The organism is Parasphingorhabdus sp., from assembly GCF_039982395.1.
Classification (GTDB): Bacteria; Pseudomonadota; Alphaproteobacteria; order Sphingomonadales; family Sphingomonadaceae; genus Parasphingorhabdus.
Window position 1 is genome coordinate 344,615 of record NZ_JBDWYO010000003.1, and the last position, 15,561, is coordinate 360,175.

The 15,561-nt window shown below is 54.2% G+C and carries 13 protein-coding genes and 1 riboswitch; of the genes, 2 read left to right on the forward strand and 11 right to left on the reverse strand.

Translation table 11 applies throughout. The features are described 5' to 3' along the window. Positions 1-79: 79 nt before the first annotated feature. A riboswitch (glycine riboswitch) is annotated at positions 80-181 on the reverse strand. Positions 182-391: 210 nt separating this feature from the next. Together ABJV08_RS08290 and ABJV08_RS08295 are read left to right on the forward strand one after the other, a co-directional pair. Next, positions 392-1,393 (forward strand): hypothetical protein, encoded by a 1,002-nt coding sequence (locus ABJV08_RS08290; protein WP_348040874.1) that lies wholly within the window; start codon positions 392-394, stop codon positions 1,391-1,393. Further along, positions 1,393-2,223, forward strand: coding sequence for a caspase family protein (locus tag ABJV08_RS08295; protein WP_348052591.1), 831 nt, complete (start codon positions 1,393-1,395; stop codon positions 2,221-2,223). Before ABJV08_RS08290 ends, ABJV08_RS08295 begins: the two co-directional genes overlap by 1 nt. Positions 2,224-2,267: 44 nt before the next feature. On the opposite strand, the gene ABJV08_RS08300 is transcribed toward ABJV08_RS08295, so the two are convergent. From ABJV08_RS08300 to ABJV08_RS08350, 11 genes are all read right to left on the reverse strand, one after another. Then, the gene (locus ABJV08_RS08300; protein WP_348040878.1) at positions 2,268-2,927 is read right to left on the reverse strand and encodes an NAD(P)H-binding protein; all 660 of its coding nucleotides are present in this window, start codon (positions 2,925-2,927) and stop codon (positions 2,268-2,270) included. Continuing rightward, the gene (locus ABJV08_RS08305; protein WP_348040880.1) at positions 2,917-4,074 is read right to left on the reverse strand and encodes a deoxyguanosinetriphosphate triphosphohydrolase; all 1,158 of its coding nucleotides are present in this window, start codon (positions 4,072-4,074) and stop codon (positions 2,917-2,919) included. The genes ABJV08_RS08300 and ABJV08_RS08305 overlap by 11 nt, the downstream gene beginning before the upstream one ends. Then, positions 4,071-5,957: an SPOR domain-containing protein gene (locus ABJV08_RS08310; protein ID WP_348040882.1), complete on the reverse strand. Its 1,887-nt coding sequence runs from the start codon at positions 5,955-5,957 to the stop codon at positions 4,071-4,073. Before ABJV08_RS08310 ends, ABJV08_RS08305 begins: the two co-directional genes overlap by 4 nt. A gap of 134 nt (positions 5,958-6,091) precedes the next feature. Beyond that, positions 6,092-7,630, reverse strand: coding sequence for a cell division protein FtsZ (gene ftsZ, locus ABJV08_RS08315; protein ID WP_348116254.1), 1,539 nt, complete (start codon positions 7,628-7,630; stop codon positions 6,092-6,094). Positions 7,631-7,735: 105 nt separating this feature from the next. Then, positions 7,736-8,995: a cell division protein FtsA gene (ftsA, locus tag ABJV08_RS08320; RefSeq protein ID WP_348040886.1), complete on the reverse strand. Its 1,260-nt coding sequence runs from the start codon at positions 8,993-8,995 to the stop codon at positions 7,736-7,738. A 57-nt stretch (positions 8,996-9,052) separates the two neighbouring features. Then, complete coding sequence (locus ABJV08_RS08325) at positions 9,053-9,934, reverse strand: cell division protein FtsQ/DivIB (RefSeq protein ID WP_348040888.1); 882 nt, start codon at positions 9,932-9,934, stop codon at positions 9,053-9,055. Continuing rightward, positions 9,931-10,851: a D-alanine--D-alanine ligase gene (locus ABJV08_RS08330; RefSeq protein ID WP_348040890.1), complete on the reverse strand. Its 921-nt coding sequence runs from the start codon at positions 10,849-10,851 to the stop codon at positions 9,931-9,933. The genes ABJV08_RS08325 and ABJV08_RS08330 overlap by 4 nt, the downstream gene beginning before the upstream one ends. Beyond that, entirely contained in the window at positions 10,848-11,732 is an 885-nt protein-coding gene (gene murB, locus ABJV08_RS08335; RefSeq protein ID WP_348041273.1) for a UDP-N-acetylmuramate dehydrogenase, read from the reverse strand. The genes ABJV08_RS08330 and murB overlap by 4 nt, the downstream gene beginning before the upstream one ends. Before the next feature lie 14 nt (positions 11,733-11,746). Continuing rightward, positions 11,747-13,153, reverse strand: coding sequence for a UDP-N-acetylmuramate--L-alanine ligase (gene murC / locus ABJV08_RS08340; RefSeq protein ID WP_348040892.1), 1,407 nt, complete (start codon positions 13,151-13,153; stop codon positions 11,747-11,749). Next, the gene (gene murG, locus ABJV08_RS08345) at positions 13,150-14,334 is read right to left on the reverse strand and encodes an undecaprenyldiphospho-muramoylpentapeptide beta-N-acetylglucosaminyltransferase (protein ID WP_348040894.1); all 1,185 of its coding nucleotides are present in this window, start codon (positions 14,332-14,334) and stop codon (positions 13,150-13,152) included. The genes murC and murG overlap by 4 nt, the downstream gene beginning before the upstream one ends. Continuing rightward, positions 14,331-15,542 carry a putative peptidoglycan glycosyltransferase FtsW gene (locus ABJV08_RS08350; RefSeq protein WP_348041275.1) on the reverse strand — a complete coding sequence of 404 codons (1,212 nt, stop codon included), beginning with the start codon at positions 15,540-15,542 and terminating at the stop codon, positions 14,331-14,333. Before ABJV08_RS08350 ends, murG begins: the two co-directional genes overlap by 4 nt. Positions 15,543-15,561: the final 19 nt, after the last annotated feature.

The following is a 15,561-nucleotide window of genomic DNA, read 5'->3' on the forward strand; positions in this document are numbered from 1 at the left end:
GGCGGAATCAACCCGTCATTTACCCCTTCGGTGGGGCGCTGGTCATTACGACCATCCGCCCTCTTTCCAGAGTGCTTGTGAGGAGGTTGCGGTCCTGTGGCCTGAGAGTTTCCGGGGCGGTTGCTCCTTCGGCGGCTTTACAGTCTGTTGGGACAGAAAAACGCTCTCCCGCAACACCTCATGATCCGCGCTCGAAACCGCCAATCAAAAAGCAATCTCATAAGTGGATGAGCCGGTCGGAGGAGTCAATGATTCTGTTGTGCAGTGCGGAATATTTCCTTCAATGGTCAGACTATGCGGCCTGACCAGTGTTTGCGTCAGTCGGTGATCATCGTTAAAGACGTTGGCGAAAGCCTATTAGACGGAGGATTAGCGGTTGAAAAAAGTCTTCATGGTAACTGCCTTAGCGGTTTTGCCAGCATTCCATTCTGCCAATGCGGAAGTCATCATTAGCCCTCGTGTTTCCTATTATTTTGACAATAGCAACTTGCGTGTCTCGGATCTCAGCAGCAATATCCAGCCTGACCCTGTGGTGGATCAAGCGCGCACCCAGCGGCTGCAAGATGTATTTGGCGATGACGCCCTGCTTGAATCGCAAAGCGAAGGATCCGGACAGACAGCGGATCAGGTCACATTTCCGATGTATGGCGGCGCCATCACGGTCGGCGATGATCGCGACCGGTTCACCCTCAATGCTTTATACGGTTCCGGGAAGGGCCGGGTTGATACGGTTTTTACCTCGTCCCAGCGACTATCCGTTGGCGACGTTGAGTTTTTGGATCTGGCGGTCATTCGCGCGAATGACCGCATAAAAACGGACAAATTTGACGTAGAGCTTACGTGGCAAAGACGGTTAAACGAAAAATTCGCTGTCTTCGCCGGGGTTCGGTACGAGCGTTTGGAGACTGGCGGACCGGTGATCGTCAGGAGATCAGCAACCAACAATATAGACAATTTCTTCGCAGAACTGGACGGTGTTGATGGGCCGACCGCTAATATAGAAGCAAAACCTTTGCCTCAGCGTCTCAACACAAAATCAAAGTTGGAAACTTACAGCCTCCGCGCAGGTGTGACCGCATTTGTGCCGGTTAATCAGTCTCTCATCGCTTTTTTCAACGGCATGGCCCATGTCAGCAATCAACCGAAATACACCGTCACCGACACGCTTTTCGGAGTGAACGACGAAGTGATCGGCATCAACGAATTTAGCAATAGCGGCGAGATCAGTGCGGGACCCGACATTGCCGTTGGCGCCCAATTTCTGATCACCGACAATATCTCGTTCGACGTCCGCTATCGAGCAATACTGTTCTTTCCGCTTTCAGGGGATTTTTCGTTCAGCGACGCCCGCGTTAATCATGGGGTCAACATGGGTGTGTCATTCCGGCTCTGATGATGACCAGAATTTTCTCTCTTTGTCTGCTGCTATTTTGCTGGCTTACACCCGCTGCGGCCTCGGCCGAAACGCGTGCGTTGGTGATGGCTTCCAACTATGATCTGATTGATACAAATCCCGACCTGTTTCTCGCAAATCCGATGGCAGATGCGACTTTGGTCACAAAGGCGATGACGAGAGGTGGCATTGATCATATCACCTTGATTAACGAGCCACAGGCCGAAGATTGGGATGAAAAGTTCAATGCCTTTGCCGATAGCCTTGGCCCTGACGACATCGCCCTTCTCTATTATGCCGGCCATGGGTTCCAGATCAGGGGCCGGAACTATTTCCTCGCATCCGATGGCGTTTCGCTCATCCCGCTTGATACCATGGTTCAAAAAATGACAGAGTCGGCGAAAGGCGCGATCATAATTATCGATGCCTGCCGGAACAATCCGCTGGCAAAAAATTCAGCGCCCCGGCCGATGGAAGTGCAAATCGTTGCGAGCGCAACCCGAGAGGTGGAGACCGTCACGCTCGATGACATCAAAAACGCGGAATCAGGACTAGCTCAACTCGGCAATTTGCGGGGACTCTCGGCTATCTTGCTGTTCTCCACAGAACCCGGAAATGTTGCTGAAGATGGCGATGAACCCGGAAAAGGCAGTCCGTTTGCAAAAGCCTTCGCGCGCGAAATCAAAAAGCGTCAGTCTTTGGACGAGGTGATGCGCAAAACCGCTGTGCGCGTGAACAAACAGACAAAAGGTCGCCAATCTCCTTGGCGGCAGGGTGACTTGGCTTTTGATGTATATTTGGCCGGCATGCGGAGCTTACCTATCCCTTAGGATGACAAACAAATTGACGGTCTACGAAGTTAACGCAATCCCATTCAAACCATTTCCCAGACTGCATCATTTTCATGCACAAATTCGCCCGATGCGGTTTCGTCCATAAGCGTCAAAATTGCAGCCGCCACATCGCTCGCGAGGATCGATCGGTACCGGCGAAACTTCCCTTGCAGCAAAAGATCCAGAATAGGGCTGAATGTGATGGCAAGGCTTTCGCCCAGTCGATGGTCATTGGCGCGTTCGCCGCGCAACAGGCCCGGCCGGATGATGTCCAGCCTATCGAACTGCTGGGCGCGCATCTGGTCTTCGGCCTCACCCTTGGTTTTGAGATAGAAGCTCGACGCACCACTGTCCGCCATAGTGGACGAAACAGCGATACATTGTTTCGCTCCGGCCGTTTTGGCAGCAGCAACCACTGCACCGACTAGGTCGCGATCAACAGCCGCGAACTCCTCTTTTGACCCCGCCTTTTTCATCGTCGAGCCGAGGCAAGAAATTACGATATTGGGCTTGATTTTGGCGATGGTCGCAGGCCAGTTTTCTTGAAGTTGGACATGGATTTTTGCCTTACCAACATCCTCTCGATACGGCCGACGGAGCAAAAGATGGAGTTTTGTGTCCGCTCCTTGCTCTACCAATGCTCGAGTTAGCAAACCGCCGATTAAACCAGTTGCCCCGACAATCAGGATTTTACCGGCCATGATCTTCTCCAAAAATTTCCTGGTGTCTGTTTCTGGCGTAGCGATCCGTCATTCCAGCGAGGAAATCAGCAATATGTCTGATCCGCCCCGGCTCTTTTTCCGGCAAGACCGAAGCCCAGCTTTCCGGCATAAGCTCGGGCTGCTCGCGATAGACCTTCACCAGATCAGCCACCATCCTCTTGCCTTCTTCGGCCGCTGCCATTTGCTTGGGATGATGATAGAGATTTTCGTACATGAAGCCTTTTAGCATCCGTTCTTGCTCCGCCATCGCGTTTGAAAAACCGCCAATCATCTGACCTGCTAGCCTTACATCTTCTGATGTCTTTATCCCCAGTTGATCGATGCGGTCCTGAGTGGTTTCCAACACGTCATTGACCATCAGGCCGATTTGATCGCGGATAAGCTCTGGCAACAAGCGGCTTTGCGTCACGTCGCTGAAACGGTCACTAAGCACTTGCCATCGGTCCGCAATGAAGGGCAATTCAAGCAACTGATCGAGCGTCAGCAGGCCGGCGCGTAGTCCATCATCTATATCATGATTATCATAGGCGATATCATCGGCAATCGCAGCGATCTGTGCTTCAAGCGAGGGCCAATTATGCAAATCAAGGTCCATTGCAGCATTGGCCTCCTCCAGCGCCCAGGTGGGACTATCGACCGGACCATTATGCTTGGCGAGCCCCTCCAGCATTTCCCACGTCAGGTTAAGGCCATCCAGTCGCGGATAAGGCGTTTCAAGCTTGCTCAATGTCCGGATCGTTTGGGCATTGTGATCGAAACCACCAAAACCTGCCAATGCTTCTTGTAACGCATCCTCCCCGGCGTGGCCAAAGGGCGGATGGCCGATGTCATGGGCTAGACAGAGCGCCTCTGTCAGATCTTCGTTCAAGCCCAGCGCGCGCGCCATTGTTCTACCAATTTGCGCGACTTCTAGACTGTGCGTCAACCGGACACGATAATGGTCGCCATCGGGTGCGACAAACACCTGCGTTTTGTGGCGCAAGCGGCGGAAGGAAATGCTGTGGATGATCCGGTCGCGATCACGTTGAAAATCATCGCGCGGGCCGCGGGTCACTTCACGTTTTTCATTGTGCAGCCGCCCCCGGCTCTTGCCAGGATCACTGGCATAGCTTTTCAACTGAATCATTTGGGCAGCCCGTTAACCTCGACACCTTTGGCACTGACCCAAGCAAAGCCATCTCCGCCGCCTTTGCGGAAACCAGCCTCAAAAGCCTTGGCGGCTTTGAAATCGTCAAACGGCCCAACCACCAGCCGTCGTGTTTTGCCCCAGGGCGAAGTCCAGCCCGTGTTACCCTTGAACAGATCCGGTTGCTTTCTAGACATCCGACGATAGTCATATTTGAGCGCGCTTAGATTGGATCCCGTCGCGATCTGCACCCAATAGCGTTTGGGATGCTCTGGTTCTTTCGGTTTTACCGGTTCTTTCTTTTCCGGTTTGGGCGCGATCTTGGGCTTTGCTTTTGCGGGCTCAATTTTGTCCAGATCAACAGGCACCACTTTGCTGCTGGTTTCTTTGTCCGGGATATTGATGCCTTTGATAATGTCTGAAAGCGGCCTTGAGGCTGGGCTTACCGCAGCTATTTTCGTGTCGGAGCGTGAATTTGCGAGATCAAAGTTGATGAGATTGACGGGCGTTTCAGCCTTCGCCTTTACCACTGGTGGACTTTTCACCGCTACCGGAGGCGATTTCCTGGTACCGGGTTTACGCCCGGCGATTTCGACCTTCCGCTCGATCGTTTGAGACACCAACACAGGCGGTTGCTTCTTACTGACTTCACCAGCATTGCTAAAAGGCGGCTTGGTAATATCTGTTTTGGTTTTCGCAGTTTCAACCGGAAGTGGTTGTGCCTTTGCCAGTTTGGGCGGTTCCGGTTTTCTTGATGTCACTCGGGTCGGTTCGACCTTATTTTGGGTCCTTACCGGTTCTGGCTTTGGAGGCGGTGTTGATTTCAAAAAAGCACGAACAGCATCGGCCGTACCGCCAGAGCCTGTGCCTGTGCCATCCGGCGCTGGCAATTCGGTTCGAGACAAGACAACAACTTCTTTCTTTTTCACACGCCGAGTTGCTTTGCGGTCGGGAAACCTTCGATCGATTAGACCGGGACGCCGGCGAGGCGATTTATCGGGCATTGCGAGCACCCGTGGACGGTCTGCTTTCGCACCCAAAGCTTCTCCAACGGGGATCAAACCTGCATCCGCTCCGGTGCCACCCCGAACAGCCATATTGGAAGCAAGTTGTACCGCAGCCACGTCAACACCAATATTTTCGCTGGCCGGAAAATGCCCAAGATGAACCGCTGCGGCCTTCTGAGCTGCAGTCAACCTGGGCATCCCATCCAAGAACGGTTTAATAGCCTTTGCCATCCGTCGTTCCATGGTCTTTTTCGCTATGTTATTGGCTTCTTTTTTCTTGCCATTCATGGCGAATATAAACGCGCGATTGCGCCATGCATCACGGTCGCTTTTCTGAAGCAGCGGATTGAGCTGCGCATCCGCGGCATCGACATTACCGCTAATGCCCAATGATATTGCATAGCGCGCAATCAGTTGATCATCACGACCGTAACGCATCGCCAATTCATAGTCTTTTTGAGCCTCGATGTTCCGCCCGACAAGATCATAAGCCAAGCCGCGATCAGCCGCTATGTCTTTTGGAGGAATACCATTGGCGATCGCTTGATCAAAATAGCGGATCGCACCGAATGGGTTTTCTTCGAACAGCAATGCTCGGCCCAGGCCGGCTTTCACCCTGCCACTAGAGGCATATATCTGATCTGCTTTGGCAAGAAAGCCGATTGCGGCGCGTGTATCGCCCAGTTCAAGGGCTGCCAGACCTGCATCTGCAAGAGCAGATGAATCATTAGAATTGCGGGCAATCCGCCGCAGTGCATCCTGCAGGTCTGCCGAATTGGATTGAGCACTCGATTTGGCGATAGCAGTCGCGTGCGGCACGCTCGTACCGACAAGCGCGGCCGATATGGCCAGAATGATTTTAAATTTATGTTTCACAAAATACATAAAGGAAGGATTGCACTCGAAATCAAACGTTCCCGCAATTCAGCAAGGCCAATGGTGGCACGCGAAAGACAAACTCCCTCGCGCCGCCCCATCAGCATATCGATCCGCTTAAATTTCTTCCGAACTTACTGATTGTTCTGCCGGTTCAAGAAACGCGGAATATCGAGAGGGTCGCGGGATTGATCATCCTCACCACCATCATCTTCTTCATCGCTCTTGGAACCGCTCCGAGTCAGATTGGACATCCGCTCGAACAATGTACCACCACCGGTCGCAACGCGCGGGGCCGGCGCGGCATCGCTGCCCGCAGAAGAAGCGTCTTCATCGGCCGGCTGTATCGAATCATCGCCAAGCACAAGCTCGTCATCTTCCGCTTCCGGCTTGGCCGCTGCCATATCGGGCGTAAGGGATGCGAACGATGGTGTTCCGGCCGCTTCGACTTCTACTTCGTCATCATCACCATAAGTGGCGACAGGAGTCGGTGAAGCGGATACTTCTGCTTCAATTTCTGGTTCATCAGTTGCTTCTGCTTCTGCTTCTGCTTCTGCTTCTGCTTCGGTTTCCGCTTCAGCCACGTCTTCATCTTCATCACTGGCAATGGATGATGCGAAACTAGGCGTTGCAGGAGCTGCTTCCTCTTCTCTCACAGGGCTGCTCATGGCGAAAGATGCCGTTGGCGCGGTTGAAGATCTGCTGCCTTCACTATCGATGCCAGTGGCAACAACAGATACGCGGATCCGTCCGTCCAAATTCGGGTTAAACGCGCTGCCCCAGATAATATTTGCGTCTGGATCGACCAGTTCGCGAATATGATTGGCTGCTTCGTCGACTTCCATCAAACGCATGTCTTCGCCGCCGGTTATCGAAACGATAACACCCTTGGCGCCTTGCATCGATACACCGTCGAGCAGCGGATTGGCGATGGCCTTTTCAGCGGCTTCAAGCGCACGTCCGTCGCCTTCTGCTTCGCCAGTGCCCATCATCGCCTGACCCATTTCGTGCATCACGCTGCGTACGTCAGCGAAATCGAGATTGATCAGACCTGGCATGACCATGAGGTCGGTGATACCGCGAACACCTTGCTGCAAGACTTCGTCAGCGAGCAAGAAAGCTTCTTTAAACGTCGTGTTCGGGTTGGCGACCAGGAACAGATTCTGGTTTGGAATGACGATCAGAGTATCGACATTCTTCTGCAGTTCTTCGATCCCTGCTTCGGCTGCCTTCATCCGACGCGTGCCTTCGAACGTAAATGGCTTGGTCACGACACCAACGGTCAAAATACCGCGGTCACGCGCCGCTTTTGCGATTACAGGAGCAGCGCCGGTACCGGTACCGCCACCCATGCCAGCCGCGATAAAGCACATGTGGGTGCCTTCAAGCGCCGCTTCGACCAGATCGATTGTTTCTTCCGCAGCTGCTCGGCCAACTTCAGGCCGTGAACCAGCGCCCAGTCCCTGGGTAATATCCGGCCCGAGCTGGATACGCCGTTCCGCCGCAGAGCTGTTAAGCGATTGTGCATCGGTATTGCTAACGATGAAATCCACGCCCTCGACCTGAGCCGCGATCATGTTGGCAATGGCGTTTCCACCGGCACCACCGACACCAATTACTGCGATTTTCGGCTTCAGTTCTTCGACTTCTGGTGGGCCAATATTGATACTCATCTCACTGTCTCCCGAGACTTTTTGTAATGCTGTCGTAATTAGTTAACGCTTTGCACAAATTTCGCGCCGGAATCACCCGAAAAGTTAATTTTTTTGTCAATTTGTTTAAAAGTTTCCTCGGATCGCCGACATCAGCCGCCCCATCACAGCTGATCCGCCATATTTCTGGACGTTTTGGTGGCTTCCAGACATGAAACGCAGATCAACGGGCTCTTGCGCAGCATAAAGCGCTAGGCCGGCAAGACCGGTAAAAGCAGGGCCGCTATGCGCTTCAGGGAGAGCGTTAAGCCCTGTGGGGCGGCCGATGCGAACCGTCCGTCCCAATGCAGACTGAGCATAATCCGCGATGCCCTTTAATTCGGCTCCGCCACCCGTCAGCACGACTTGGCGACCAACCGGACCAGTAAATCCCAATTCTTTAAGTGCTCGGCCGATTTCACCGATCAAATGATCCAGCCGTTGCCGGATAACAGCGATCAGCTGCGCGCGGGTAATCCGCCCGTCTTCGTCCGCGGTTTCGGTGGTTTTTTCAAGATCAAGATTGATGGCATCGTGATTGTCCCGAGGGCTAGTCGTGGCCGAGCCATAAAAACATTTGATCCGCTCTGCCTGCGCACGCCGCAAACCAAAGGCCGAAGCAATATCGTCTGTAATGTCAGCGGCGCCATATGGGAGCGTGGTCAAGCCAACCAGCATACCGCCAGCGAACAACGAAACATTTGTGACTTCGGCGCCCATTTCAACCAAAGCAACGCCAAGTTCACGCTCTTCTTTAGACAGGCAGGCAGTGCCGGCTGCGATCGGGGAGGCAACAATGGATCTAACGTTCAAATGTGCGCCGCGCACGCTCATATCAATATTGCGGACCGGCGAAGCTTCGGCGAGTATCACATGAATATCCACACCGAGGCGATCGGCATGAAGGCCTTTCGGTTTCTTCACTCCGTTCAAGCCATCTAGCGTATAGAGAGCTGGCTGCGCATGCAGCACCATCTTGCCTTTGGGATCAATGCTGGCGCGCCCAGAATCCAGCAACAGATCAATATCCTCTTGCTCAATCCGGTGACCGCCCAATTCAGTTTCAACCGATGTCAGCATACTTTGCAAACCACCCGCCGAAAAGCTTACCCAAACATCGTCAATATTGGTCCCGGCAATGCGCTCTGCTTGCTCGACCGCGTCCCTGACATCCAGTTCGGTTGTTTCGGTATCGGCAATATAGCCCCGCTTCACGCCTTTGCTGGCCCGCTGACCGGTTCCAAGAACGGTCAGTTCGCCATTGTCCATTCGCCCGGCGATCATCGCCGATATTTTTGACGAACCAATATCCAGGGATGTGAAGATTTTTTCTACCCGTACTGCCATGTGTCTAGTCCTTAAACTCGGTCAATTTCGTCATCATGCAACCAATCACTCTGACCATCAACTATCCGGATCAACGGGAACCGGTTTTGGCGGCATCCGCAGATAGGCCCGCTCAGCATCGCGCAAGTCAAAATGAACAACGCCCCGACCGAGCAACCGATTAACGCCATCCATGCGGGCAAAATTCAACAAAGCTGCTGACGCCGTCTCTTCGCCTTCCGGAAGGGCCAGCGTTTCGCCGCTGTCAAATTCAATATCCCAACGCCGGTTTCCGATCCAAGTGGCTCCGGTCACCATCGGGCGCAACGCCGGTGCAACATCGAGAAGAGCATCCAGTTCCGTAAACTGAAGATTGGCCTTTTTACCCACAACAACAGGCAGATCAGGAATTTCTTCCTTGGCGATTTCTTCCAATGGATAGCCGGTCTTGTCGATCAGCGACAATTTGCCTTTATGCTGCCAAACCGCAACCGGCTCGCGTTCAATAATATCGACCACCAGCGTATCGGGCAACCGGCGGGAAATCCGCGCGTCCTTGATCCAGCCATTGGCAAGCAGATCATCTCGCACCTCGTCAATGTCGACCAGCAACATGGAACGGTCTTTCTGGGCCAATGTGATTTCATAGACTTTGAGCTCGTCGATACGATTGACGCCGCTGACCTCGACGCGCTTCACCTCGAAACCGGCATCGCCAACCGCCGAGGCGACCTCGCTTTTGATGCGCTCATTGATACCGGAATAGTGGGCGACGCTATAAGCACCGAGCAAGAACACCCCTACCAGTCCCCAAGTCAGGCCTTTCTGAACCTGGGCTTCGGTCACCGGCATAGCGCGCAGCATTTTGTCGAAGATAGAGACTTGCTTGACTTTGCGCTTCGCCTGCTTGCGTGGCTTGCCTTTGGCTTTGCGGTTGGTGCGTTTTTGGGTAGCTGTCATAGCGCTTCTCTCACGATCAATTCGACCAGTTGTTCGTAGCTGATCCCTACATGTTTGGCTTGTTCCGGAACGAGGCTGAGGGGAGTCATGCCCGGTTGGGTATTGGTCTCAAGTACGAACAGGCCTGCAGCACCCTGTTCGTCATCCCACCGGAAATCGGTTCGCGACGCACCCTTGCAACCCAAGACCTGGTGCGCGCGCACGGCGTAGTCGAGACACAGTTTTTCGATATCCGTCGGAATATCCGCAGGACAGACATGCTCCGTCAGTCCTTCGGTATATTTTGCGTCATAATCATAAAAACCCTGTGCGGTTTTCAACTCGGTCACGCACATTGCTTTTCCATCAATGACCGCCGTTGTCAGCTCGCGTCCCCGGATGAAGGGTTCAGCCAGCAGTTCATCAAACTCCTGCCAGGGGCCAGAAACATCGCGGCCTATCGGATTGCCATAGTTGCCGCCTTCGGTAACAATTGCCACGCCGACAGAAGAGCCCTCATTAACAGGCTTTAGGACATAGGGACGGGGCAAGGGGTCCGCTTCGTACAAACTAGCCGTGGAAACAATCGTGCCTTCCGGCATCGGGATGCCTGCGGGCACAAGCTGCTGCTTGGTCAGTTCCTTGTCGATCGCGATCACCGAAGTGGCAAGACCGCTATGTGTGTAAGGAATCTGCATCAGATCGAGCATGCCTTGCACGCTGCCATCTTCACCCGGTACACCATGCAAGGCATTGAACACCACATCGGGTTTGATACCATCGAGCACCATCGCAATATTACGATCCATGTCGACGCGGGTCACCTTATGACCATTTTTCTCAAGCGCGTCGGCAACGCCATTGCCGCTGCTCAGCGAGACATCACGCTCGGCAGACCAACCGCCCATCAGGACAGCGATATGCAGTTTATCAGTCATGCCACATCCCCTACGCGCTGAATTTCCCACTGCAGTTCAACACCCGAATGCGTCTTGACCCGCTTGCGAACTTCATCACCCAGCGCTTCGATATCGGCCGATGTCGCGCCACCGAGATTGATCAAGAAATTGCAGTGTTTTTCCGACACTTGTGCCTGTCCGATTTGCAGGCCACGGCATCCGGCTGCGTCGACCAGCTGCCAGGCTTTTTGCCCTTCGGGGTTTTTATAGGTGGAGCCGCCTGTTTTGGTGCGCAACGGCTGTGAGGCTTCGCGCTCTTCGGCGATGCGCTTCATTTCCGCGCCAATGATTTTCGGATCGCCACTTTGCCCAACAAATGTGGCACTTACGACGATCGCCCCTTCAGGCAGGGCCGAATGACGATAGGTAAAGCCCATGTCGGCGAGTGCGATCGTCACCCGATCACCATTGCGTAAGATCACGTCCGCGCTTTCCAATATGTCACAGACTTCACGACCATATGCACCGGCGTTCATACGGACGGCACCGCCAACGGTTCCGGGAATACCGCGGAGAAACTCCATCCCTGCGATCCCATGATCACGCGCCTTGCTGGCAGCAGAAATACCGGGAGCACCGGCACCACAGCGCATCATCAATCCGTCTGCCTCGATAGCCGCAAAAGGCTTACCCAATCTGATGACCACACCCCTGATGCCGCCATCACGGATAATCAGGTTCGACCCTAGGCCCAGCGGCCAGACGGGTGTCGCGGGATCAAGGTCGCGCAGGAATTTCTGCAAATCGTCAATATCTTTGGGCTCAAACAGCCACTGCGCAGATCCGCCGCTCTTGAACCAGACAAGCGGAGCCAAAGGCGCATTCTCGGTCAGCTTGCCGCGTGTGGCCGGCAAAGTCATGGCGGCGGCAGCGCTCACTTGCGCGCCTCCGCAATGCCGTCCGCGAGGCCCGCGGCCCATTTGGTAATATCACCTGCCCCGAGACAAATGATCATGTCTTGCGGCCGGATTTCTTCTGCCAGTCGTTCGGCCAAGTCTTTCTCGTCCGCAACGGTTTCCGCCAGACGATGCCCGCGCGTTTTCAATCCTGTGACCAGAGCGTCACTGTCAACGCCGTCAATCGGGTCCTCGCCGGCCACAAAAACAGGCGTGACAAAGACCATGTCAGCATCGTTAAACGCACCTTGGAAATCTTCCATATGATCTCGCAAGCGGGTGAAGCGATGAGGTTGGACCACAGCAATCACTCGGCCTTCTGCCCCTTCACGGGCCGCTGACAGCACCGCCTGAATTTCGACCGGATGATGGCCATAATCGTCGATGATTGCCACACCATCGACTTCTCCGACCTTTGTGAAGCGCCGCTTCACACCGCCGAAATCATCAAAACCTTTGGCGATTTGTGCGTCGCTCATGCCCATTTCGAGACCGACTGCGACGGCGGCAATGGCATTTTGGACATTGTGGCGCCCCGGCATCGGCAAGGTGATATTCTCGATCGTTCGGGTTTCACCATCGCGATCACGGACCACAACATCAAAACGGTTGCCTCCTGGTATCGGGGTCACATTAATCCCTTTGACATCTGCTTGAGCAGAGAAGCCATAAGTGATGATCCGCCGGTCACGGATGCGCGTCAGCACCGCCTGTACTTCGGGATGGTCCACACATAGAATCGCAGCACCATAGAAAGGCACATTCTCGATAAACTCGACAAAGCTGTCTTTGATCTTGTCGAAGCTACCATAATGATCGAGATGCTCGGCATCGATATTGGTGACCACGGCGATTGTACCATCTAGCCGCAAGAAACTGCCGTCGCTTTCGTCTGCTTCGATCACCATCCATTCGCCCGTACCAAGACGGGCATTGGAACCATATTGGTTGATGATACCGCCGTTGATGACGGTTGGATCAATATCGCCCGCGTCCAGCATTGCCGCAACCATCGACGTCGTGGTGGTTTTGCCATGGGTGCCGGCAATGGCGATTGTCGATTTGAGGCGCATCAATTCTGCGAGCATTTCCGCGCGACGAACCAATGGTATCCGATTGGCCAACGCCGCTTCAACTTCCGGATTGCCGCGATGGACCGCAGTGGAAGTAACAACAACAGCAGTGCCCTCAACATTTTCCGCACTATGACCGATTTTGACATCAATGCCTTTTGCACGGAGGCCTTCAACAACATAGCCCTCGGCAATATCACTACCCTGCACCTTATAGCCCAGATTGTGCATGACTTCGGCAATGCCAGACATGCCGATCCCGCCAATGCCGACAAAATGAATCGTGCCAATATCTGTACCGACGCCCTTCACTGCACGCTATCCTTTGCCAATGCTTCCTTGGGGGCCGAAATCATCTGCTGCTTTTCCTTATCCGCCTTCATCGTCTTGCCGAGTGGCGAAGTGCCAATGCTTTCAACCAGATCAGCGAGATCATTCACCGCTTCCGGTCGACCGCATTTTGCCGCGAAGCGTGCGGCATTTTCCAACGCACCAGGCTGCAAGGCCATTTTTTGCATCTGCTTGGCCAATTCTTTGGCGGTAAACCGGGATTGCGGGATCGAACGCGCGCCACCGGATGCTACCATTTCTTTGACGTTATAAGTCTGGTGATCATCCATCGCGCTGGGCAACGGAATGAGAATTGCCGGGCGACCAGCGGTGGTCAGCTCGGCAATGGTCGAAGCCCCAGCCCGACCAATGACCAGATGTGCCCAGCCGAGACGCTGCGGTAGGTCCGGCAAGTAGGTCGCCAGTTCAGCGGGAATATCATGCTCGGCATATTTCGCCCGCACGGTTTCTATATCACCTTCGCGGCACTGCTGTGTGATTTGGAGACGACGGCGCAAATGCATCGGCAACATCGCCATCGCATCCGGAACGACATCGGACAAGATCGATGCACCCTGACTGCCGCCAGTCACCAAGACCCGGAACACACCTTCTTCGGATAAGGGCGGATACGGCTCTTCGCGCAGCGCAACGACTTCCTCGCGCACCGGGTTTCCAACAAGATGGACCTTGTCCTGATGCTTGGATTTTATACGGAGAACATCGGGATATGCGGTGGCAATGGCGTTGACCGTCCGGGCCACGAGCCTATTGACCCGGCCTAGCACCGCATTTTGTTCATGAACGACCGAAGCTATCTTCCGGCTGTTCGCAGCGAGCAGCGCCGGATAGGCTGGATAGCCGCCAAATCCTACAACAGCCGATGGCTGGAATGTCTCGTAAAGCTGCAATGCCATCTTGCGGCCTTTAAGAATGGCGCGGGTCCCGCTGAGCCAACTGCGCGGGTCTTTGGTAATCCGGCCAGCGGGTAGAACATGCACTTGACCTTCATCGACCATGCCGGGGATTTTCTCGCCGCGTTCGTCGGTGATCAAAGCAACCCGATGGCCACGCAAAACCAGTTCTTTGGCCAGCGCATAAGCGGGGATCATATGCCCGCCAGTGCCGCCTGCCGCCAACACATAATGTTTCGAAAAACTCATACCGCTACCTGTCCTCGCTCGGGCCATGCCGAGACATATTGTGAACGGTCAAGATACGGGTTCCTGCGGGTAAATGCGAGCAAAAGTCCGATCCCGATGCAGAGTGCCAATATTGAAGAACCACCGTAGCTGATGAACGGGAGAGTCATGCCCTTGGATGGGAAGAGCTGAAGATTTACCGCCATGTTGATCAGGGCTTGCCCACCGAATTGAGCGGTCAATCCGGTAACCGCGAGAATGACAAAATTATCCTCCTCATCAAGGAGACGCAAAAAGACGCGAACGATGATCGCCAAGAAGACCAATGCGATGGCCATGCAGGCCAGCAAACCGAATTCCTCGCCGATGACCGAGAAGATATAATCCGTGTGCGCTTCCGGCAATTTGAATTTGGCTGTGCCTAAGCCTGGACCCGTACCTAGCAAACCGCCGCCGGTCAGAGCCTTATGCGCAAACATCACCTGATCAAATTCACCGCCGCCGAACAACCATGCATTGATCCGCTGCGTTGCAACTGGATAGAGAAAATAGGCTCCAACAAGACCACCAACGCCGCCGACGCTAACCGCCGCGATGAGGCGCGCCGATAGACCGGAAACCGTCATCACCGCGAACCAGATACCACAGAAGATAATGGTTTGACCCAAATTGGGTTGCGTCAATAGCAGCACCGCTATGATTCCGGTCAACACGACAGACAATGAAATCACCGGCAGACTTGGGTCTTTGATCCTCAGGGACAACAGCCAGGCCAAGGTCACGGCATAGAGGGGCTTGAGAAACTCACCGGGCTGAATCGTCGCAAAGCCATAGCCAATCCAGCGCTGGGCGCCGTTGACCGACTTGCCGAATATGGGGACGAGAAAGAGCAACACAAAAACGGCGATACCGGCCATTATCGCAAATCGCCGTGCTTGCTCTCGCGGCAACATCGACACCACGAGCATCAACGGAAGACCAACAATGACCCAGCCAAGCTGCCGGTAGAAATAGTAGAGCGGATCGATCGTGACCGCTGCCGTACTCTGCTTCAACGCGGTTACCGGCGATGCCGCAGCAACCGCGATCAAACCGATCGCGATGAGGGCGAGGATCAGTCCGAGCAGAACCCGGTCAAGTTCCCAGAACCATATCGCGAGGGGAGAACGGTCGCTGCGTCCCAGACGCGATTGCAGTTGGAAGCGCTTCTTTTTAACATTGCTCGCCATTGCACTAGGTTCGTTTGCC

Excerpts from the sequence above, each read along its gene's own strand:
- ABJV08_RS08290 (WP_348040874.1), top strand. The coding sequence starts at position 392 with ATGGTAACTGCCTTAGCGGTTTTGCCAGCATTCCATTCTGCCAATGCG.
- ABJV08_RS08295 (WP_348052591.1), top strand. The coding sequence starts at position 1,393 with ATGATGACCAGAATTTTCTCTCTTTGTCTGCTGCTATTTTGCTGGCTT.
- ABJV08_RS08300 (WP_348040878.1), bottom strand. The coding sequence starts at position 2,927 with ATGGCCGGTAAAATCCTGATTGTCGGGGCAACTGGTTTAATCGGCGGT.
- ABJV08_RS08305 (WP_348040880.1), bottom strand. The coding sequence starts at position 4,074 with ATGATTCAGTTGAAAAGCTATGCCAGTGATCCTGGCAAGAGCCGGGGG.
- ftsZ (WP_348116254.1), bottom strand. The coding sequence starts at position 7,630 with ATGAGTATCAATATTGGCCCACCAGAAGTCGAAGAACTGAAGCCGAAA.
- ftsA (WP_348040886.1), bottom strand. The coding sequence starts at position 8,995 with ATGGCAGTACGGGTAGAAAAAATCTTCACATCCCTGGATATTGGTTCG.
- ABJV08_RS08325 (WP_348040888.1), bottom strand. The coding sequence starts at position 9,934 with ATGACAGCTACCCAAAAACGCACCAACCGCAAAGCCAAAGGCAAGCCA.
- ABJV08_RS08330 (WP_348040890.1), bottom strand. The coding sequence starts at position 10,851 with ATGACTGATAAACTGCATATCGCTGTCCTGATGGGCGGTTGGTCTGCC.
- murB (WP_348041273.1), bottom strand. The coding sequence starts at position 11,732 with ATGACTTTGCCGGCCACACGCGGCAAGCTGACCGAGAATGCGCCTTTG.
- murG (WP_348040894.1), bottom strand. The coding sequence starts at position 14,334 with ATGAGTTTTTCGAAACATTATGTGTTGGCGGCAGGCGGCACTGGCGGG.
- ABJV08_RS08350 (WP_348041275.1), bottom strand. The coding sequence starts at position 15,542 with ATGGCGAGCAATGTTAAAAAGAAGCGCTTCCAACTGCAATCGCGTCTG.